This is a genomic window from Riemerella anatipestifer ATCC 11845 = DSM 15868, from assembly GCF_000252855.1.
Taxonomy (GTDB): domain Bacteria; phylum Bacteroidota; class Bacteroidia; order Flavobacteriales; family Weeksellaceae; genus Riemerella; species Riemerella anatipestifera.
In genome coordinates, this window is the sequence record NC_017045.1 from 680,231 (window position 1) to 701,283 (window position 21,053).

22 protein-coding genes, 1 tRNA gene and 1 riboswitch are annotated in these 21,053 nt (G+C 34.6%); of the genes, 4 read left to right on the forward strand and 19 right to left on the reverse strand.

Annotated elements, in window-relative coordinates; genetic code table 11:
* Positions 1-54: 54 nt before the first annotated feature.
* From RA0C_RS03340 to RA0C_RS03380, 9 genes are all read right to left on the reverse strand, one after another.
* Complete coding sequence (locus RA0C_RS03340; protein WP_013446811.1) at positions 55-1,200, reverse strand: cysteine desulfurase family protein; 1,146 nt, start codon at positions 1,198-1,200, stop codon at positions 55-57.
* A gap of 3 nt (positions 1,201-1,203) precedes the next feature.
* Entirely contained in the window at positions 1,204-1,713 is a 510-nt protein-coding gene (locus tag RA0C_RS03345) for a hypothetical protein (RefSeq protein ID WP_013446812.1), read from the reverse strand.
* A gap of 20 nt (positions 1,714-1,733) precedes the next feature.
* Positions 1,734-2,321: an HAD-IB family hydrolase gene (locus RA0C_RS03350; RefSeq protein WP_013446813.1), complete on the reverse strand. Its 588-nt coding sequence runs from the start codon at positions 2,319-2,321 to the stop codon at positions 1,734-1,736.
* A 33-nt stretch (positions 2,322-2,354) separates the two neighbouring features.
* Entirely contained in the window at positions 2,355-3,080 is a 726-nt protein-coding gene (locus RA0C_RS03355; RefSeq protein ID WP_013446814.1) for an SDR family NAD(P)-dependent oxidoreductase, read from the reverse strand.
* 19 nt (positions 3,081-3,099) lie between these two features.
* Positions 3,100-4,071: a polyprenyl synthetase family protein gene (locus RA0C_RS03360; protein ID WP_013446815.1), complete on the reverse strand. Its 972-nt coding sequence runs from the start codon at positions 4,069-4,071 to the stop codon at positions 3,100-3,102.
* A 122-nt stretch (positions 4,072-4,193) separates the two neighbouring features.
* Complete coding sequence (locus RA0C_RS03365; RefSeq protein ID WP_013446816.1) at positions 4,194-4,454, reverse strand: Trm112 family protein; 261 nt, start codon at positions 4,452-4,454, stop codon at positions 4,194-4,196.
* 2 nt (positions 4,455-4,456) lie between these two features.
* On the reverse strand, positions 4,457-5,080 hold the full coding sequence (locus RA0C_RS03370; protein WP_013446817.1) for a thiamine phosphate synthase: 624 nt from the start codon (positions 5,078-5,080) through the stop codon (positions 4,457-4,459).
* A complete protein-coding gene (locus RA0C_RS03375; RefSeq protein WP_014411239.1) occupies positions 5,071-6,126 on the reverse strand; it encodes an AIR synthase-related protein in 1,056 nt (351 codons plus the stop codon). Before RA0C_RS03375 ends, RA0C_RS03370 begins: the two co-directional genes overlap by 10 nt.
* Positions 6,127-6,849 carry a class I SAM-dependent methyltransferase gene (locus RA0C_RS03380; RefSeq protein WP_004920158.1) on the reverse strand — a complete coding sequence of 241 codons (723 nt, stop codon included), beginning with the start codon at positions 6,847-6,849 and terminating at the stop codon, positions 6,127-6,129.
* A gap of 59 nt (positions 6,850-6,908) precedes the next feature.
* Positions 6,909-6,998, reverse strand: a riboswitch (TPP riboswitch).
* A gap of 118 nt (positions 6,999-7,116) precedes the next feature.
* Here RA0C_RS03380 and RA0C_RS03385 point away from each other — a divergent pair.
* Positions 7,117-7,881 (forward strand): GIN domain-containing protein, encoded by a 765-nt coding sequence (locus RA0C_RS03385; RefSeq protein WP_013446819.1) that lies wholly within the window; start codon positions 7,117-7,119, stop codon positions 7,879-7,881.
* Positions 7,882-7,964: 83 nt separating this feature from the next.
* Here RA0C_RS03385 and RA0C_RS03390 read toward each other — a convergent pair whose 3' ends face one another.
* The 4 genes from RA0C_RS03390 to RA0C_RS03405 all read right to left on the reverse strand — a co-directional run bounded on the left by RA0C_RS03390 (position 7,965) and on the right by RA0C_RS03405 (position 11,567).
* Positions 7,965-9,356 (reverse strand): dipeptidase, encoded by a 1,392-nt coding sequence (locus RA0C_RS03390; protein ID WP_004920163.1) that lies wholly within the window; start codon positions 9,354-9,356, stop codon positions 7,965-7,967.
* A gap of 100 nt (positions 9,357-9,456) precedes the next feature.
* On the reverse strand, positions 9,457-10,104 hold the full coding sequence (locus RA0C_RS03395; RefSeq protein ID WP_004920166.1) for an OmpA family protein: 648 nt from the start codon (positions 10,102-10,104) through the stop codon (positions 9,457-9,459).
* A gap of 66 nt (positions 10,105-10,170) precedes the next feature.
* Entirely contained in the window at positions 10,171-11,322 is a 1,152-nt protein-coding gene (locus RA0C_RS03400; protein ID WP_004920167.1) for a class I SAM-dependent methyltransferase, read from the reverse strand.
* 172 nt (positions 11,323-11,494) lie between these two features.
* Positions 11,495-11,567 (reverse strand) — tRNA-Lys (locus tag RA0C_RS03405).
* A gap of 97 nt (positions 11,568-11,664) precedes the next feature.
* On the opposite strand from RA0C_RS03405, the gene RA0C_RS03410 reads away from it, so the two are divergent.
* The gene (locus tag RA0C_RS03410) at positions 11,665-12,192 is read left to right on the forward strand and encodes a shikimate kinase (protein WP_004920168.1); all 528 of its coding nucleotides are present in this window, start codon (positions 11,665-11,667) and stop codon (positions 12,190-12,192) included.
* Here RA0C_RS03410 and RA0C_RS03415 read toward each other — a convergent pair.
* On the reverse strand, positions 12,164-12,598 hold the full coding sequence (locus RA0C_RS03415) for an RNA-binding S4 domain-containing protein (RefSeq protein WP_004920171.1): 435 nt from the start codon (positions 12,596-12,598) through the stop codon (positions 12,164-12,166). The genes RA0C_RS03410 and RA0C_RS03415 overlap by 29 nt on opposite strands.
* An 80-nt stretch (positions 12,599-12,678) precedes the next feature.
* Here RA0C_RS03415 and RA0C_RS03420 point away from each other — a divergent pair, with 80 nt between their 5' ends.
* Complete coding sequence (locus RA0C_RS03420) at positions 12,679-13,398, forward strand: hypothetical protein (protein ID WP_004920175.1); 720 nt, start codon at positions 12,679-12,681, stop codon at positions 13,396-13,398.
* Between the two features lie 37 nt (positions 13,399-13,435).
* Here RA0C_RS03420 and recG read toward each other — a convergent pair whose 3' ends face one another.
* Positions 13,436-15,526: an ATP-dependent DNA helicase RecG gene (recG, locus tag RA0C_RS03425; RefSeq protein ID WP_004920179.1), complete on the reverse strand. Its 2,091-nt coding sequence runs from the start codon at positions 15,524-15,526 to the stop codon at positions 13,436-13,438.
* A 117-nt stretch (positions 15,527-15,643) separates the two neighbouring features.
* Between recG and RA0C_RS03430 the strand changes: the two genes are divergently transcribed.
* Complete coding sequence (locus RA0C_RS03430; protein ID WP_004920181.1) at positions 15,644-16,585, forward strand: sulfate/molybdate ABC transporter ATP-binding protein; 942 nt, start codon at positions 15,644-15,646, stop codon at positions 16,583-16,585.
* 41 nt (positions 16,586-16,626) lie between these two features.
* On the opposite strand, the gene RA0C_RS03435 is transcribed toward RA0C_RS03430, so the two are convergent.
* The 4 genes from RA0C_RS03435 to RA0C_RS03450 form a co-directional block, all read right to left on the reverse strand.
* Complete coding sequence (locus tag RA0C_RS03435) at positions 16,627-16,965, reverse strand: zinc ribbon domain-containing protein YjdM (RefSeq protein WP_004920185.1); 339 nt, start codon at positions 16,963-16,965, stop codon at positions 16,627-16,629.
* Positions 16,966-17,092: 127 nt separating this feature from the next.
* Entirely contained in the window at positions 17,093-18,364 is a 1,272-nt protein-coding gene (locus RA0C_RS03440; protein WP_004920186.1) for an aminotransferase class I/II-fold pyridoxal phosphate-dependent enzyme, read from the reverse strand.
* Between the two features lie 141 nt (positions 18,365-18,505).
* The gene (locus tag RA0C_RS03445) at positions 18,506-19,996 is read right to left on the reverse strand and encodes a M1 family aminopeptidase (RefSeq protein WP_004920188.1); all 1,491 of its coding nucleotides are present in this window, start codon (positions 19,994-19,996) and stop codon (positions 18,506-18,508) included.
* Positions 19,997-20,063: 67 nt separating this feature from the next.
* Positions 20,064-21,041 carry a polyprenyl synthetase family protein gene (locus tag RA0C_RS03450; protein ID WP_004920191.1) on the reverse strand — a complete coding sequence of 326 codons (978 nt, stop codon included), beginning with the start codon at positions 21,039-21,041 and terminating at the stop codon, positions 20,064-20,066.
* Positions 21,042-21,053: the final 12 nt, after the last annotated feature.

A 21,053-nucleotide genomic window follows, 5' to 3' on the forward strand; every position in this document is an offset into this window, starting at 1 on the left:
TACTTTATTCTTTTATTTTAGTATTTATATATCGATAGTTAATATCGTTTATTTCTATAATTCTTGCTGTATTTCTTTAAGAGCCTTTACCAATGCATCTATATCAGCCTTAGTCGTAAGATGGCTAAAAGATACTCTTAGAGGTGTGGTATACTCCATATCTTCTTCATCTACTACCATCATCATTACCATAGAAGGCTTACTAGCCCCAGAACTACACGCACTTCCTTGAGAAACAGCAATACCTTTCATATCCAACTGCAAGCTCAATAACGGATTTTTAAATGGCAGTAGAACACTCAATACCGTATAAAGGCTACTATCCTGCTCAGCGCTTCTTCCGTTAAATTTAACTCCTGAAATATTTCCAGATAATTGCTCTATTGCGTAATTCTTTATGTCTTTAATATGAGAAGTATAATTTTCTAGGTTGCTCATTGCAATTTCTAAAGCCTTGCCAAGTCCTACAATGCCACTCACATTTTCTGTGCCTGCACGAAGACTTCTCTCCTGAGGCCCTCCTGTTATAAGCGACTGAAGCCCTGAAGCTTTCCTAACAAAAGCAAACCCCACTCCTTTAGGTCCGTGGAATTTATGAGCACTACAAGAGGCAAAATCCAAAGGCACTTCTTGAAAATCTAAATCTAAATGAGCTACCGTTTGCACCGTATCCGAATGGAATAAAGCTCCATTTTCTTTACATAGTGCAGATACCTTTTTGATATCTAAAATATTACCTATCTCATTATTGGCGTGCATTAGAGTAACCAAAGTTTTTTTATCCGATTTCTTTAATTCTTGCTCTAGTTTTACCAAATCTATATCACCCTGTGCATTAGGACGAAGATATACCAACTCCACACCCTTGCGTTTCTTCATATCCAAGCAAGTCTCCGCCACGCATTTGTGCTCTATAGGAGAAGTAATAATTCGCTCCACACCCAAATGCTCCACACAAGATTTAATAATCATATTATTAGACTCTGTACCGCACGAAGTAAAGATAATTTCGCCAGGTTGCACCTTTAAATAATCAGCGATTTGGCGTCTCACAGCTTCTATCCTAGTTTTAGCCTCTTGCCCTATACTATGCGTAGAAGAAGGGTTACCATAACAAAATTTCATAGAGTTTACCATTTCCTCTATTACTTCGTCTAAAAGTGGCGTAGTAGCCGCATTATCTAAATATATTTTACTCATTTTTTATTTCAGTATAATATTATTAAACTTTAAATCTTTAGAAACTGAAAAAACCATCCACGGTGTGGTAATGACCTGCACTTGCATTTCTGGTTCTCTAATAGGTGCTTTTGAAAGCGAAGAAGGCTGATTTTTTTTCATATAAACTTCCAAAGTATCGCCTACTAATTTAACACTATCAATACCTTGAGGCTTATGCATACCTGCTCTAAAAGTTCCTAAATGATAAAGAATTACTTGTTGATTTTTAGGAAATATTAACTTGGGTTCTCTATTCTTCTCCTCGTTTGGGTTTAAAACTACAAATTGATTTACAGATAAAACCCTATTAAGTTCCTCTTGAGAGTTTATAAGTCTAAAGCCTCTCTTTTCTTCCCCTCCAGAAGCTTCCGAATAAAACAATCTTTCCTCTTGTTTTTGCTGATTACTAATCTCTTGCTTCATAACTTTCCGCTTTTGAGGAGTACACATTATAAAGATGCCTAAACCTAAGGTTAAAAGTAAATTTTTCATCACCAATATTTTTGGCTAATTTAATGAAAAAATTGAAACAAACCTTCATTAGCCCATTTTAGCATTGCGTGGTCTCCTGCTGTATCTCCGAAAGCTATACTTTTATCATATTTAAGCCCTTCCGTAGCCTGTTTTATCCTTTTCACCTTTTCTTCTCCGTTGCAATTTTTGGTTTTAAACTTACCTGTAAATTTACCATCTTTAAATTCGGCTTCCGTAGCCAAAAGCCCCATACCAAAATGCTCCGCAAAAGGACGAACCCAAATATCCAACGATGCTGTTACAATGAACGCCACCGTCTTCTCTTTATCTATTTTTTCTATAAATTCCAAAGCATTAGTCCTGAAAAGTTTTGGATAATATTCTTCAAAAAAGGCTTTAGACTTCTTCTCTATTCGCTCTTTAGATTCTCCTTCAAGTATAGAAGCAATAAAGCTCTCTTTGACCTTCTCTGCTTTGAGAAGTTTCATTTTCAAAAGAATAAAAAGTGGAATGTACCTTAAAAATTGTATTCTATATTTACTGCTGTTATAGAATTTAAGATATAGAAATAAAGTGTCCTCTGTGGTAAGTGTACCATCAAAGTCGAATAGATATAGTTTTTTCATAAATAAAGAAAGGTACTTTTTAGAAACTCATTTTTAAAGTTTCAGTTTTTTAAATATAAATTCAGGAATATTTTTTATAATCAGCATAATAGCCCACCATATAGGCAGTACATACGCTACATTCCTTTTCGCTTTGTAGGCTTTATATATAGAAGCCGCAGCTTGTTTAGGTGTTGCAGTGAGTTTTGGATTAAGTGGCATACCTTCCGTCATTTTAGTAGCCATAAAGCCTGGTTTCACCGTCATTACATGCACTTTTCTGTGGAACAAATAATTTCTAAGTCCACTTAGATAAGCGGTTAATCCCGCCTTAGCACTCCCGTAAATAAAATTACTCTGCCTGCCTCTATCTCCTGCTACCGAAGACAAAACCACCATAATTCCCGCTCTTCTAGACGCCATTTTTTCGGCAAAATAATTGAGTAACGGAATAAGTTTAGCGTAGTTAATATCAATAATAGCTTCTGTATTTTTGTGATTTAATAATCCCTCTTCAGTTCCTTTACCTAAGTAACCAGAAGCACAGAATAAAAGCTCCGAATCTACCTCTTCTAATGATTTGAAATCAATAGGTTGCATTAAATCCAACATGATAACTTGGCTATGCTGAAGATATTTTACTTCTATATGTTTTGCAAATTTCTCTGCACTCTCTCTATTAGAAGTGAAAAGATAAAGATTTCTAAATCTTTGTCCTTCAGACAACACCTTTTCTAAAAAGGCTTGTGCGACTTCCGAATTACTACCTAGTACAATCATATTTTAAGATTTTGGATAACTAAGACTCTCTTTTCAAAAGGTAATTAGCCAACTCTATAAAAGGTTGTTTCTTATCCTCTGGGAGGTTAATCGTTTTTAAACAATCTTGACCAATTTGGTTGTGCTTTTGTATCAATCTCAATACTTTTTCATCTACTTTTGTTCTTCTAAAAATCTTCTCTACACAGTAGATTTTATCTATATTATCCGTCTTTTTAGAGTACCAATAGTTAAGCTCTTTTCGTTCTTCCTCTGTCGCATTTTCCATTGCTAATAGATAGAGGACCGTCTTTTTATTTTCAAAAATATCACCCGCGTGTTTCTTACCAAACTGCTCCTGATTTCCGAAGACATCTAAATAGTCGTCCATAATCTGGAATGCAATCCCAATATGTTTACCAAATTGATACAATGCCTCCGCTTCCTGTTCGGTAGCTCCCGCTATCATAGCCCCTATCTTAAACGAAGCTGCACTAAGCACCCCCGTTTTATAGGTTATCATTTTTATATAATCTTCATAGGTAACATTGGAATTGGTTTCAAAATTAACGTCCATCTGCTGTCCCTCGCAAAGCACTGCTCCCGTTTCGGAAAATAAAGTGATACACTTTTTAAATAGTTCTGGCTCTAAATCTTCAAAAAACTGATAGGCTTTAATGAGCAATGCATCTCCCGACAGAATACCTACATTGATGCCGTGTAGCGTATGTATTGTAGGTTTATTTCTTCTAAGTGGCGCATCGTCCATAATATCGTCGTGGATAAGCGTGAAATTATGAAAAAACTCTATAGCCAAAGCTGGTTTCATCGCTTTTTCTAAACTACCCCCAAAAAGCTCGCACCCCATTAGTACCATAATAGGCCTCAGGCGTTTTCCTCCGTGAGAAATGATATAATTCATAGGCTCATAGAGTTCTTTTGGTTCGTTTTTAAATTGATGCTTTTCTATTGCTTCTGCTACTAAGTCTTGATATCTGTCTAAGAATTTCATAAGTCTTTTTTATCCGTGAATATTGCCACAAAAATAATGATTTATACAGACAAAAGCACAAGTTTTTATTCTTTATTAAAGAATAAATAGGAATTTAAAACATAAACTGGTTATAACTATATCTATCCTTCAATGAGGCGGAATTGAGTATCTACTTTATTATCTAGCCAACGATTTAATAAAGGTCTCTCTAACTCAAACTCCCTATATTCATCAGGACTCATAATAGGAATACCTGAAACTATAGGATAAACCCTTCTACAATTATTACAAAGCAAATATCCTTCCTCTACACTTTCTTCAGTCTCTTGCTTTACTATCGTTAATTCTAACTCTTGTTTATCAAAAGGACAACAGAGTTTCTCTATCGTTTTTAATCTCATATTCAGGTCTTTTTTAATTTTAGTTTATACTTTTTAATTTCTTGAATTGGTTGTTCAGAATCCATTATACCAGAAACCACAGCTATACCAGAGCAATTTAAGTAGGTTAATTCTCCTACATTTTCAGGTGTTATACCCCCAGCTAAAAAGATTGGTATTTGCGTTATTTTTTGGGCTTCACGAACTGTATCAAATCTTACAAATTCGCAACTATTTGCTGTAGATGACGGAAATATAGAACAAAATGAAATATAGTCCATCTTTTGTTTATTAGCCCATTGCACATGTTCCAAATCGTTATTACAGGTAATACCCATAATAACTTTACGCCCTAACTCCCGCCTTATTGCTTCAATATCATTTGGTTGCACATCAAAATGAACTCCATCTATATTTACCTCCCTTAACAGTTCCCAACGGTTATTAATCAATACAGGAATATTTTCTTTGTGACAAATCTCAATAATTCTATTTATGATGTCTAAAATATTATCATTGTCATTAAAATTATCCCAGATCTGAACCGCTACAATCCCCTCTGAAATAATCTTTTCCAATTTTATCAACAAGGTATCACGATGCATTGACGGATTTACGATAAGATAAATCCCATTTTTTATTTCCATCCTCTTTTTAATGCTTTAAAAAATGCTTCCCAATAAGGGTCTTTTTCTAAATACTCAAATTCCGTTACCTCATCATTTTTAATAAGTTTCATACCATATTCTTTGCCACATAGCTCCCCTACAGGCACACACGGTATACCACGAGCTTCCAAACGAGAAACTACATTAGTCACAAATTCTTTTTTACAGGTAATAATCATAGAACCTGCACCTATGCAATTTCTAGGGTCTATATCAAACAGATTACATATTTCCGTTTGTACTTCCGCCAGTGGCAATTGGTCATAGTAAATCGCCGCTCCATTATCCGAAGCTTTTGTTAATTCATAGATAGCCCCTAAAACACCACCCTCCGTTACATCATGCATAGCTGTAACTTCCTGAAAATCTAAATCCTGACCCACCGCAACCAGAGCATCTTGTAACGATGAGGTCTTATAAAAAGACTCACAAGCTAGTTTATAAATTTCGTTACCAACTTTATCAATCACTACTTTAGGAAAACTCATTGCAAGAATTGCTGCGGAAGAGATGGCACAAGACTTAGTTACTAATATGATATCTCCTGCATTCGCATATTTTGACAATAATATTTTGGACTTAGGTGCAATGGTAACAAAAGTTCCTCCCCCTGCAATGGTTGAGTTTTGTCCTTCAATAAATCCTGTATGCCCTCCTGTAATAGCTACTTTTATTTCTGATGAAAACTTATGCACATATTGCCAATATTCTTGAAAATCGTTTTTAGAAAGTGTAGGTGGAAGATTTAATACAAACTGACCGTACATAGGTGCGAACCCCGTAGTTGCCATATCATTAGCCATAAGATGAACTGACAACCACGCCGATTCCTGCAAACCTAGTGATGGAATTAGTGATAACGGATCACTAGTGAGTGCCATTGCCATTTCTGTATGCAAATCAATAAGAGAGACATCTACGCCGAATTGTGGACCAGCCAACACCTCAGTTCTAGGATAACCACAATTATTAAAAATAAATTGCTCAAATGAACCTTGTCCTATTTTCCCCATTTCATCAATCATTTAATCCACATCTTTAAACTGTATGTATAATCCGAAAAAATCTCCAAACGGCACTTCCCATTGCTGTATCGGAAACCATTGAGGCAATCCTGTACATTTCCACTCAATCGTATATTCTCTGCCTTTAAGTGCTTCATCAATAATACTCATCAGCATTTTAGGTGAATAAAATGTAGCCGTTATATAAAATGGATTTTTGCCAAAAATCTGCTGAATTCTCCTCCTAATAACTTTGGTAGAATATCTATTCATCATCCCCATAGCAATACCATATCTACTTACCCTAGCCGCCTCTCTAATAACCTTAACTGGATCTTTATAATACTCAAAAGTGGTGATGAAAGCGAGTGCATCAAAGGTATTGTCTTTAAAAGGCATATTATGTGAATCTGCCATTACTAAATCTCCACCAAAAAGATGTTTAGCTTGCGACAACATCAGTGGGGAAATATCTCCTCCTGTAGCTTCAATTCCTATTTTTTTCCACCAACGGGTAAATCGTCCCGTTCCACAACCAAACTCCAGCAATGTTTTCACACGCCTATCTTTGGTTATCAAGTGCTCCATGACCTTTTTCTGCCAAATTTCTGCTCGTTTGTAGCGTCCTTCGTACCACAACTCATAGGTATCTGTATGTTCACGATTAAAAAACCACTCTGGTCTACCTTGCCAGTTTTGATGATTCAGAGGAATCAATCCTGTTGAGAATTTTTCCATTTTCATATACTTGTTTTTTAGCATAACCTCATGAAAAATGCGACAAGTATAGAATTGAAAATATACAAAGATTCACATTGCAATCCCTACGTTGGCATTATCCAAATCAGGTATCGGGTATAATCTCAGCCATAACGGCACCCCGTGCTTTTGTTTGCACAAATATAATGGATTATTTTTAATTAGCCATCTAAAAATATCAATAGAAAGTATTTAGAATTTATTTGATCATTTTTATTATATTTGAAACATAACAATCTAAAAAAGTATATTATGAAAAATTTAAAAAATTGGATCTTATTGTTCCTTACCTTGTTTGTAGCTAGTGTGTATTCGCAGAAAGTAAATCTCACCAACGCTCCTACCAAAACCCAAACGTTTGATGTAGCTAGTTTTAATCAGCTCAAAGTTCAGTCCAATATAGGAGTTAAATTAGTAAAGTCTAATCAGGAGAAAGTAGAGGTAACTTCTAACGCTTTAGATTACCTTACCGTTGTTTCTAGTAATGGTGTGCTTACATTAAAATACAAGCCTAACACCTCTCTAAAAAATGCTAAAACCAAAGCCATCGTCTATACCAAAAACATCAACAAAATGGAATTGAGCGGTGCTTCTTCGGTAGAAAGTCAAGATACATTCAGTACTAGTGATATTCGTATGAACGGAGCCTCTAATGTTTCTGGAAACTTTAATGCTAAAAACATCAACCTTAGTTGCAGTGGTGCAAGTAACTTTAAAGGCAACCTAAATGCCGATAGCACTACCATTGAAATCAGTGGTGCAAGTAACACTTCTGGAACTATTACCGCTAAGAGTGCTAAAATTGAAGCGAGCGGAGCGTCTAACATCAATAGTCAAATAAACGCTACCAATGTAACTACTTTGGAAGTTTCTGGTGCTTCTAAAGCCGTTCTAAAAGGAAGTTCTAACAAAATAATAGCTAATGCTAGTGGAGCTTCTAAAATAGATTTGTCTGACTTGTCTTACAGCAGTATAGAAAAAGAAAGCCACTCTATGAGTAAAATAATCTCTAAGTAACTTATCTTAATATTAACTAAATATGGCTACTCCTAAAAGAGTAGCCATATTTTTTTATAATGTTATACCAAGTATAGTTATATTTACTTAGTTTTCATCTCTGTATAGTATTGAAAGAAATACGGAATACTTTCTATCCCCTTATAGAAGTTATACAAGCCATAATGTTCGTTAGGAGAATGTATTGCATCTGTATCTAAACCAAAGCCCATCAATACACATTTAGCTCCTAAAACTTCCTCAAACAACGCCGTAATTGGGATACTACCACCACTTCTAAACGGCAAAACCTCTTTTCCAAAAGCTTTCTCCATTGCTTTTTTAGCAGCTAAAAACTCATTGGTATCGCTCTTTAAGACATAAGGCATTCCCCCGTGATGCGGCGTTACTTTCACTTTAACGCTATCTGGTGCTATTTTCTTAAAGTGATTTACAAATTTCTCCGTAATTTCTTCTGGTGTTTGGTTAGGTACTAACCTCATTGAAATTTTAGCAAATGCCTTAGATGGTATTACCGTTTTGGCACCTTCTCCAATATAACCTCCCCACATACCATTAACATCTAAGGTTGGTCTAATAGAAGTTCTCTCCAAAGTCGTATAGCCTTCTTCTCCTTGTATGCCATTAAGCCCAATGGACTTTTTAAAAGACTCTACATCGTCTTTCAACTTATTCATTTCCGCTCTTTCCTCAAGGGAAACTATTTCAACATTATCATAGAAACCTTCCACTGTTATTCTCCCTTTGTCGTCTATAAGACTACCTATCATTTTAGACAATACATTGATAGGGTTAGGAACAGCCCCTCCATAAAGTCCAGAATGTAAATCTCGGTTAGGACCTTCTACCTCTACTTCCACATAGCTAAGACCTCTAAGCCCCGTAGTTACCGTAGGTTGCTCCATAGAGTAAAGCCCTGTATCCGAAATCAGAATAACATCACAAGACAGTTTAGATTGGTTTTCTTTAAGGAAATCCGCCAAGCTAGCCGAACCAACTTCCTCTTCTCCTTCTATGATAAATTTAACATTACAAGGGAGAACATTAGTCTTCATCATCGCTTCAAATGCCTTTAAATGCATAAAAAACTGACCTTTATCGTCTGCCGCTCCTCTTGCAAAAATTGCTCCTTCTGGGTGCAACGGAGTTTCTTTAACTACAGGCTCAAAAGGACCACTTTCCCACAATTCCAAAGGGTCTGGTGGCTGCACATCGTAATGCCCATAAACCAATACCGTAGGAAGTGATGGGTCTATAATTTTCTCACCAAATACAATAGGATAACCTTTGGTCTCACACACCTCAACCGCATCCGCTCCCGCATTAGCTAGGTGTTTTGCTACCTCTTCAGCACAGTTAAGCACATCTTGATTATAAGCTGGGTCTGCACTAATAGAAGCTATTTTAAGCAATTCTATAAGTTCGTCTAAAAATCTTTTCTTGTGGTTTTGAATGTAATTTTGTGTTTCTTGCATCAGTTTATTTTTGATGTAGTAAAAGTAATTATTTTTAATGAAATAAAAAAACGTCCCTCCTAAAGCGAGGAGAGACGCAGATTATGTACTTGTACTTTTCTTATTTTGTGAATCTTACAGACATCTTTCTGTCCGAAGCTCTTTCCTCATCAGAGGCATCTGCTGCTACTTTAGCAAATTTACTTCCGTACCCTTCTGCTGATACTACTTGAGCTCCCACACCTGCTTTTTCTAACTGAGCCTTAATAAATTCTGCTCTAGCTTGAGATATTTTAACATTAGTTTCCTCGCTACCTGTTTTATCTGTATAACCTCCAATTTTAATTTTAGCGTCTGGGTACGCCTTTAATATTTTTGCTAAGTTATCTATTTGCTCTGCACCAGACTCTAACTGATTGGTAGAACCCATTTTAAAGTTAACATGGTCAAAATCATACCAAACATTCTTAAGAACATCATCTGAAGAAGATGCATACTTCCCCGACTTAAGGAAAGATAACATCGTATCTTCCATTCCACCTTTATATCCTTTTAGCGTAACACCTTCCAAGTCTATAGTTACTTCTTCTTTAACTCCTGAAGCATGATGACCTTCCGCGTGAGCAGAATGCCCATTACCTTGTGCATCATCTGTATATCTTTCTACTCCTTCTTCTAGTTTAAGAATATTCTTATTGCCTCCTGGCTGAATCTTCTTACAAGATACCATAAACGAAATAGCAGCTACTGCAAAAATATATTTTTTCATTCTTTTAAATTTTGTCCCAAAGTTAATAAATCTCTTTTTAATAGCCTAAATATTTATTTTTAATTTTTATTTAGACCTCAAAATCACTTTACCTTTTATGGTTTGAGTAAAAATAAGATAGTTCTGCCCCCCATCTTTAAGTTTATATTTTTTCTTAATTTCCACTGGATTTAGCGGATAATTTTTTGAAACAAGGTTATACTGCTCTCCTTTTTTTATTTCCTTAGATGAAACCTCTTCTACCTCCAAAACTCGCCCTGGAAAATCTAATATTTTTTCTTCCGAAGTATAGAGGTGTGTGTTAATATGTAGCTTATTCAGTTGATATTTTCTTGCAACACTCTTGAATGCTCCCGATTTAAGTATAGCCCCATTAGGAATATACAGATATTTCTTCGCTTCAGAAAAATAGACTTGAGTATTCTCTTCATCTTTTATAATGAACGAAAAATCAGGTTCATTTGTTTCTAAATTAAAGCATCTGCAAAGTGGAAAAGTATTTTCTGCCACACTTCTGTCCATCAAAACTAAAACTTCTTTTACTTCATTTTTTACCGCTATAACATCTATGGAAACGATATGAGACAAAACGGAAATCAAGTATTTAATATCAATAAGAGGAGAAAGTTTAACCAACACCTTTGGAGAAATCTCCAAAAGTTGATTTTTAATCTCTAAGATATTAGGCGATAAATCCTCTAAAAGAAATTTTTTATTTTTATTATTATCTCTTCTAGCAGGGTCTAAATAGACCAAGTCATACAGCTTTTGGTTATTTTCTAAAAAAGTTTCCAGATTTGTATTGATGAAATCAGCCTCTCTACCAAGTTCCGTCCAATTATGTTCAACTAATGATAAAAGAGAGCTATTTTGCTCCACAAGAGTTACTTTTTTAAAGTTTTGAGACAGAAAAAAAGCATCTATCCCGAAGCCACTAGTTAAATCCAAAAAGTTATTTCCACTAAACCATTCTCCTTTAAAAGAAGCCGTAGATTGCGAAGAGGATTGTTCTAAATTAAGATGAGGAGGAAACAAAATACCACTTCTATCCAAAAAAGGGAATTTTTTACGAGCTATCCTACGCCCTTCTATCTGCTGAACTAAATCTTGATTATTAACTCCTTCAAAAATCGTTTTTTTTAAAAGAATTTTCATCACATCTTCTTCGAGGTGTGCTTCTATAAAATCTTTCACTTCCTTTCTCTGTAGACATTCCATTCTGTTTTTAGTTTAGCTGCACAAAGGTAAAGTTTTATCACTAGTAACAAAAACTAGAAATCAGATAAGAAATTATATAAAAACCAAAAGTCTCCTTATAATAAACAAGGAGACTTCTGAACACCAAATCACAAAATATTAATATGAAAAAAATTTACTTTTCAGCAAATTGTGACTCGGCTGGGATTCGAACCCAGGACCCATACATTAAAAGTGTATTGCTCTACCAGCTGAGCTACCGAGTCATTTGAGTTAGGATAATTCCGTCCTCAAAAGTGGTGCAAAGATACGGCTTTTTTTGTTTTCTCAAAATTTTTCTGCAATTTTGTTTAAAAATAAATCATGATTATTTCTCTAATAGGCTACATGGGAAGCGGTAAATCACTAATTTCCAAAAAATTATCAGAAAAAATAAATTTTAATTTATTAGACCTAGATAAGGTAATTTCTGAGCAAGAAATGAGAGAAATCCCTCAAATTTTTAAAGAAAAGGGTGAAATTTATTTCAGAAAAAGAGAAAAAGAAATCTTAGAACACCTACTCAACACTCAAAAATCCACTATCCTTAGTTTGGGAGGTGGCACACCTGTTTATTATAATAACATAGATGTCATTAACGCCCTTTCTGAAAGTATTTATCTAAGAACTTCTGTAAAAAATCTTCATAAAAGGTTAATAAAAGAAAAAAGCAGCCGACCACTTATCGCTCATATAAAAGACAATGACCAACTGCTAGAATTTATTGCAAAACACTTGTTTGAAAGACAAGCCTACTACTCAAAAGCAAAATATATTGTAGATACTGATGATAAATCTCCCGACGAAATCGCAGATGAAATTATTAGTCTTCTAAATCTTCAGCATCATTAAAAAACGAATCCCAATCGTCTTCATCAAAGAAAGTCTCATCGTCTGTGTTAATAAATTCGGTCATATCTCTACGGTCTTTCTTTGTAGGTCTTCCCTCTCCTTTTTGGCGATAGTAGTCCTGTGATAATTTTCGCATTTTTAGGATTTCGTATTGCTCTTTATCTGTCATATCTTTGATATGAAGTGGAACTAACTTAGCTCCTATCCTACTTTTAGGGATTTGAATTACCTTTATTTTATAATCAATTTGATTTTTTCTAATTTTAATTATATCGCCCTCCATCACTTCTCTAGAAGGCTTTGCAACTTGCTCTCCCACCGAAACTCTATTCTTTTTTATTTCTTCTGCCGCAATACTTCTTGTCTTAAAAAACCTCACACTCCACAAAAATTTATCTATTCTCATATTTTATTTATATTTTTGTCGTTACTAAAAAATAAAATCGCAATTTAAGAAAATTGCTTATTAAGCAAAAAGATATTCTAATGAAAAAAAGCATTGCACTCAGCCTTTTGGCTATAGGACTTACCACTACCTCTTGCAAAAGAGATACTACCACTACTACCACTACAACAGTAGATATTAGTGTACAAAATGATTATGATGCACAAGCCATTCAGCAATTTTTAAAGGACAATTATTTTGATTCTAGAGGAAATATTGTGGCTTTCGACTCTAGTAGTACAACTGATGATAATGAAAAGCCTTTATCTGATTATAACCCTCAAACTTTAGAATCTGGAGTAGTATACATTGTAAGACCAAACGCACAACCTGACAATGGCACCACTATAGGTGCTACGGACAACATAAACCTAATGCATAAGACAATGACCTATGTTGCTACTAAAGAAAATGAAAGTGTAAAACTCAGAAGTCCGTATACTTTTTATAACACTATTAGCGGTACAGGGACACCACAGGAAGATCCTTCTTTCTATTATGTTAAAAACTCGGTACTAACAAGTAGCGGAAAGACTAGAAGCTACTACGAAATAGAAGGTTTCCAGGAGGCTTTGAAATATTTTAAAAGTTTTAATCAAGAAGCTGAAGTAGATTACAACTTACAAGGAGTAATTATAGTGCCATCAAAAGCAGCTTTTGCTAGAGATGCTCATTTTAATTATGCTGGTTACTCTCTAAACGACAGAACTTTTGTATTCAACTTCCAAGTTTATAAAACTTCTGCTAGAACTAGCGACTAATTTTAAAAGAAATAAAACATTTAATACTGGGGAAAAATCAACTGATTTTTCCCCATTTGTTTTTACCTTTATATTGCTTTATGTAGTAATTTCTTAATTGAGCGTGTGCTGGGTGAGTTAAATTAGGGTCGCTTTGAACCAATAGGGTTACTATTTTCTGTGCTACTTTAATCACCGAAGCATCTTTAGTTAAATCCAACTTTTTAAAATCTACAATACCACTTTGCTGAGTTCCCAATATATCCCCAGGACCTCTAAGTTGCATATCTACCTCCGAGATTTTAAATCCATCATTAGTTTCGCACATCGTTTTAATTCGTTTTCTCCCTTCCGTGGATAGTTTATCCGAGGACATCAAAATACAATAGCTCTGCTCTGCCCCTCGTCCCACTCTACCTCTAAGTTGGTGCAACTGTGAAAGTCCAAACCTTTCGGCACTTTCTATTACCATTACCGAAGCATTGGGTACATTTACCCCCACTTCTATAACCGTAGTAGCTACCATAATTTGAGCCTTACCTGAAGCAAAATAATTCATTGCTTCATCTTTTTCGTGAGGTTTCATTTTGCCGTGTAGCATGGTAACTTCGTAATCTTTAAAATAGTCTAGCACTATTTCAAAGCCTTCCATCAAGTTTTTATAGTCTAAAGTTTCTGACTCTTCTATTAGTGGATACACAAAATAAATTTGCCTTCCTTTTTGGATTTCTTCCTTTGCAAACTGGTAAACCGAAAGTCTGTCCTTTTCTCTCCTATGAGCCGTAATGATAGGCTTTCTCCCCGTCGGCAACTCATCTATTACCGAAACATCTAAATCTGAATAAAAACTCATCGCTAAAGTTCTAGGAATGGGCGTTGCCGTCATAATTAAAATATGCGGTGGAATTTTATTTTTAGACCAAAGTTTCGCTCTTTGTGCCACCCCAAAACGATGTTGCTCGTCTATAATGCCCAAGCCCAAATTTTTAAACTTAACCGCATCTTCTAATATGGCGTGAGTTCCTACCAAGATAGACAATCTCCCAGACTCTAATCCTTCGTGAATATCTTTTCGTTCCGATTTTTTTGTAGAACCTGTTAAGAGCCTTATTTCGATGCCTGTTCCTTCCAAAAGTTGAACGATGCTATTATAATGTTGTTGAGCCAAAATTTCCGTGGGAGCCATAAGGCACGCCTGCGTCCCATTATCCAACGCCAATAGCATTGAAAGCAACGCCACCATAGTTTTACCCGAACCTACATCGCCCTGCAAAAGCCTGTTCATTTGGATAGGCTTTTTCATATCATTTCTAATTTCTTTTAGAACTCGCTTTTGGGCGTTAGTGAGTTCAAAAGGTAATTTATTTTGATAAAAATTATTAAAATAATCTCCCACTAACGGAAAGGGAATTCCTACATTGGATACTTTTTGATATTGTTTTTTAAGACCATATCCTAGCTGAAAGAAAAAGGCTTCCTCAAATTTCAGGCGTTTATTAGCCTCATTTATCCAACTTATATTTTGAGGAAAATGGATATTTTGATAAGCTTCTCTTCTACCAATTAGTTTAAGCGAACTAAGGATATTACTCGGCAAATTTTCTTCTAAAAAGAACGAAGCCTGTTTAATAACCTCCCTGATAATAGTTTGGAAAAATTTATTATTAACCCCTCTTTTAATAAGCTTTTCACTCCCTGAATAGATGGGTAATAGAGTTTCAGACAGAGCTTTTTTTTCGTCCAGCTCTATCTCTGGATGAGGCATAGAAAAAACTCCATTAAACCAATTGACCTTACCAAAAATAAATACTTCTTTATTGATAGGCATCTGCTCCACCATCCATTTGGTATATCTAAACCAAACCAGTTCTATCACGCCTGTTTCATCGTAGAATTTTGCAGACAATCGTTTTTGTCCCTTACCATAAACCACCTCCTGCAATTCTCTTATCTTACCCTTTAACTGCATCTCTACATCTGCATTTTTCTGCAAATCTGCTACTCTATACAGTCGGCTTTTATCTAAATATCTTATTGGATAGAATGTAAGCAAATCTTCCACTGTACTTATTCCCAGCAGATTTTTGATGAGTTTTGCCCGCTCTGGACCTACTCCTTTAAGGTATTCTATGGAAGTTTCTAAAGTCAATTATAAGAAAGCTATTAGACTGCTAAAATAGGGGTTTTGAAACTAATATGAAATTTCAACACTCAAAAACCTACAATAACCTCATCTCCGAAGGTAAAAATCCTTACTTTTGCCCTTATGTTTTTAGAAATAAAGAATCTATCTTTTTCGTATCATTCGGAACGCTCTATTTTCACTAATTTCAATTGGAGTTTTGAGAAAGGGAAAATTATTGCCATAGCTGGAGAAAGCGGTTGCGGAAAATCCACTCTCCTAAGCCTTATTTATGGTCTTATAGATTGGCAAGAAGGGCACATCTATTTTGAAGGCAAACCCTTATTTGGTCCAAAAGCCAACATTGTCCCTGGTGAAAAAGAAATGAAACTGGTAGCTCAAAACTACGATTTGATGCCCTACGGAACGGTGTATGATAATGTGGGTAAATTTATTTCTAACATCAATCTTGAAGAGAAAAAAAATAAAGTCAATCAACTTTTGGACATTGTGGGTCTTAGTAATGAAATAGATAAAAAGCCCAAATTCCTCAGTGGTGGACAGCAACAGAGAGTTGCCATTGCAAGAGCCCTCTCTCTATTACCGAAACTCTTGCTACTAGACGAACCTTTCAGTAATTTAGATGTCTCTAGAACAATAGATATTAGAAAAAAACTGTTTGATTATGTTAAAGAACAAAACATCACGCTTCTAATCTCTACCCACGATTTACAGGAGGTGATGCCTTGGTTAGATGAAATTTTAATTTTAAAAGATGGACAAATTGTTCAAAATGGCACACCACAAGAGCTATATAAAAAGCCTAGCAACAGCTATGTTGCCAAATTATTTGGAGAAGTAAATATCCTAACCGAACAAGAAAAAGAAATTCTACAATGTTCTAAAAACTTCTATTATCCTAACGAAATCAAAGAATCCCCAAACGGAACATACACCGCCACAGTGCTAGAAAGCAGATTTTCTGGAGGATTCTATTGGAACAAAATTGATATTATGAATGTAGAACTCATTATGTACTCCGAAGAGGAATTAACTGCAAAAAAAATCAGTGTAAGCCTAGATTAATTTATCCTTTCTTACACTGTATTTTTTAATTATTTCTAAATTTAAGCCTTTCTTACAAACTCTGACTTTAAGCCCATAGCTCCAAATCCGTCTATTTTACAACTGATATTATGGTCGCTATCATAATTTAGTCTGATATTCTTCACTTTAGTCCCTGCCTTTACTGGTTTTGGCGCTCCTTTTACTGGCAAATCTTTTATTACTACCACAGTATCACCATCTTGCAACTCATTACCATTAGAATCTAATATTTTCTCTCCATCAGAAACAGAAACCTCCGCAGGATTCCACTCGTGAAAACATTGTGAACACACCATCAAATCATCTTGTGGATAAGTAAACTCTGAACCACATTTAGGACATAAAACTACTTCACTCATAACTCTTTGTTTATTTTACTGCAAAGATAATCATTTTTATCTGTTAGAAAGTTTAATTCCATTTACAAAAAACAAAGAGAGACTTTTAATTAAGCCCCTCTTATTAAATATCTATTCTCAATAAGTCTTATAGAGGTTTAAATGAAAAACCTTTTTCTTCCAAAAGTTGTTTTTCTTGCTCCTTGTAGTAACCTTTTACCAACTTATCGTGTATCGCTTCAAACGCTGCAATAGTTTCGTTAATTTCAGCATCTGTATGAGAAGCCGTAGGGATAAGTCTTAGTAAAATCATTCCTTTAGGAATCACAGGATAAACTACTACGGAAGTAAAGATACCATAATTCTCTCTTAAATCTTTTACCAATAGGGTAGCCTCCACAGGGCTTCCCTCTATAAATACAGGCGTTACACAAGTATTGGTATCTCCTAGATTAAAGCCTCTTTCTTTAAGACCGTTTTGTAATTTATTTACATTTTCCCAAAGTTTAGCTTTAATCTCTGGACGACTTCTAAGTAGCTCCAATCTTTTCAAACCTCCTATAACCATAGGCATAGTAAGGGATTTTGCAAAAATTTGAGAACGCATATTGTACTTTAAATAACGGATAATCTCCTTATCTCCTGCTACAAACGCTCCAAAACCTGCCATAGATTTTGCAAAAGTAGAGAAATAAACATCTATCTCATCTTGACACCCTTGCTCTTCTCCAGCTCCAGCTCCTGTTTTACCTAATGTACCAAAACCGTGAGCATCGTCCACCAACATTCTAAATTTATATTTCTTTTTAAGAGCGGCTATTTCTTTCAGTTTACCTTGCTGTCCTCTCATACCGAAAACACCTTCTGTAATCAGCAAAATACCGCCACCTGTTTCTTCTGCTACTTTTGTAGCTCTTTGTAGGTTTTTCTCTACACTTTCTATATCATTGTGGCGATAAGTAAATCTCTTACCCATATGAAGGCGAACTCCGTCTATAATACAAGCGTGAGAGTCTACATCGTAAACAATAACATCATTTTTTGATACCAAAGCATCTATAATGGATACCATACCTTGATAGCCAAAGTTTAGCAAATAAGAAGCCTCTTTACCTACAAACTCTGCCAACTCTTGCTCCAACTGCTGGTGATAAGGCGTTTCGCCAGACATTGCTCTAGCTCCCATAGGGTAAAACATACCGTATTCCTCTGCTGCTTTGGCATCAGCTTCTTTTACTTCTGGGTGATTGCAAAGCCCTAAATAGTCGTTTGCACTCCAAAAAATAACTTCTTTACCCTGAAATTTCATTCTAGGACCTATAGGACCTTCTAATTTTGGGAACACAAAATAGCCTTCTCCATAATCAGCAAACTGACCAAGTGGACCAGGATTTTGTTTTATTCTATCAAAAATATCCATTGATTTATTTTTATAAAAATTTTAAGGTACAAATTTAGCTAAAAAATAAAAACTTCCATAAGATATAGAAGGTTTTATTAGTATTTTAACACTTTGATTTTTATTACTAAAGGAGAAAGTAACTTAAATAACAACTGTTTTTTATTTCAAAATATATTTCTTCAACACTTCTTTTTCAGCTACTATTTTGGGAACTTTCTCAACATATTCAATTTGAAATCCGTCTATCAAGTCTTCATTTTTTAACTCAAAATCTAATCCATTGATGATATGCTTCTGAAAAAAGTATGCTATATCTTTATCAAGGTATTTTTGTGCAATTTCTAAAAACAGTTCATCGGTAAACTTTCTGTTTTCAGTTGTGCAAATTTTTAAAATATCCCTCATTAAATCGTCTAAAGATTTTGTACAATTACTTTTCTTTAAAATTTGATTGTCTAGCCAAAAAGCAAAAATAGCTCCTCTTCTGTAAGGTATTTTTTCTACATTTTCGCTCTTCCAAAAGTCATCTTTAATTACATAGTTTGGTTTGTTTCTTTCTGGATTCTCCCAATGCGCTTTTATAACTTCTGTGTTAAAACTATCAAGCCACTCCTTCAAAGTTAGGTCGTTATTTCGCAGTCTATTTTTGTAAGCATAATAATCTGTAAATCCTTCACTGAACCAATAATTTAGTTCTTCGTGTTTTATTGAAATTTTACCACCAATCCAATCGTGCATCATTTCGTGATTGAAAACATATTTCATTGTAGAAAAATCATTAAAAGGATTGTTTGATGACCGAATGATAAACCCGTTTTTAATCCCTGTCCCTGTAAGGCCTTGTCCTTTATAAATACTGTCAGTTTTTGTGATGGTTGGTGTGATGATAACCGTGTAATAATCAAAATCATTGTCCTTCCAAAATTCTCTTTGAGTTGGAATTGTCTTTTTTAATGCTTCAAAAAGGTTGTCATCAGTATATTCTCCTAACCATTTTCCTCTAATTGCAAAATACACTGGTTTCTTCAAATAATTAAATGATTTAATTCTATAATCACCGCCAACAAATAGTGAATGATAAAATTCGCTCCAAAGTTTTACTTTTAGGTTTTGTTTTAATTGTTGTGAACCAAATGTGTTATGAATGAGGAAGTTTTTAGGAAAATTCAACCATTCAATATTTGCAGTAATTTTTGGGTCGTCAATTTTTCCATCAAATATTTCTTCAGGTACAATGAAAAGACTTTGCCCTAAAATATGGAAATATTCCTTTTGTAAAATTGGTCTATATCCAGATTTAAAACCTTCCTCTTTTATATCTTGAATGATGCGATATGAAAAACTAATACTTTTTTCTTTTGGATGATAAACAACAATTCTACTACTATCCGCTACAATTTTAAATTTGTATTTAGGGTTTTCTTTTTCTACCAATTTCAAACAATTTGTAAGGTTGGTTTCTCCCCAAACTTCATTTGAATATTGAAAATATGTAGAATCAGACGCTTTCTTTGAAGAAAATGAAACTTTTATTTTTAAACCTTCATTTTGAAGATTTTCTGAATAAAATACTTTGTAATTTACTTTGGTTTGTCCAAATGACAACGATATTGTTAAAATTAGGATTAAAAATATAAGACCTTTTTTCATTTATTTATTTGGTTTTTATTTGTCGTAAAATAAGTATAATGGCTAATCCTAAATCTCCCTTTTCAACCTAAAACTTCCGTTCTATAACATAATCTAGCATCAAATTGAGCGAAGTCTTGGCTTCAGAATCTGGAAATTCCTCTAGTATATCTTTTGCCTTTTGCTGAAAATCTTTCATAACACCCATAGCATAATCTAACCCACCCGACTGTTTCACAAAATCAATCAGTTCTTTAACTCTCTTTGGATTATGATTGTGGCGTTTTATGGTATCAAAGTAGTATTTACGGTCTTTTTCGTTGGCACTTTTTAAAGTATAGATAAGTGGAAGTGTCATTTTCTGTTCCTTTATATCTATCCCTACTGGTTTTCCTATGATATTTTTAGATAAATAATCAAACAAGTCATCTTTTATTTGAAATGCCATTCCGGTGTAAGTTCCGAAATCTCGCATCTTTTTAGCCATAGTTTCATCTACACCATTGGACAAAACTCCTATCTCGCAACAAGCTGCTATCAGAGTGGCTGTTTTCTGTCTGATAATTTCATAATAAACTTCCTCTGTAATATCTAGTTTCCTAGCTTTTTCTAACTGAAGTAACTCTCCTTCAGACATTTCTCTAATGGTGGTAGATATTACGGATAGTAAATCAAAGTCTTTATTGTCAGTAGATAACAACACTGATTTAGACAAAAGATAATCTCCCACCAAAACGGCTATTTTATTCTTCCATAAGGCATTGATTGAAAAGAAGTTTCGTCTTTTGAAACTTTCGTCCACCACATCATCGTGCACCAGCGTTGCGGTATGGATAAGCTCTATCATAGAAGCTCCTCTGTAAGTTTTCTCATTAACATCACCTACGAGCTTGGCACACAGAAACGCAAACATCGGACGCATCTGCTTGCCTTTAGTAGTTACAATAAAGCGAGTTACCTTATCCAACAAAGGTACTTTACTCTGCATAGACTCATAAAACTTCTGTTCAAAAAGTTTCATTTCCGCACCAATTGGTCGCTTTATTTCCTCTACAATATTTGCCACAGATTACTTAAA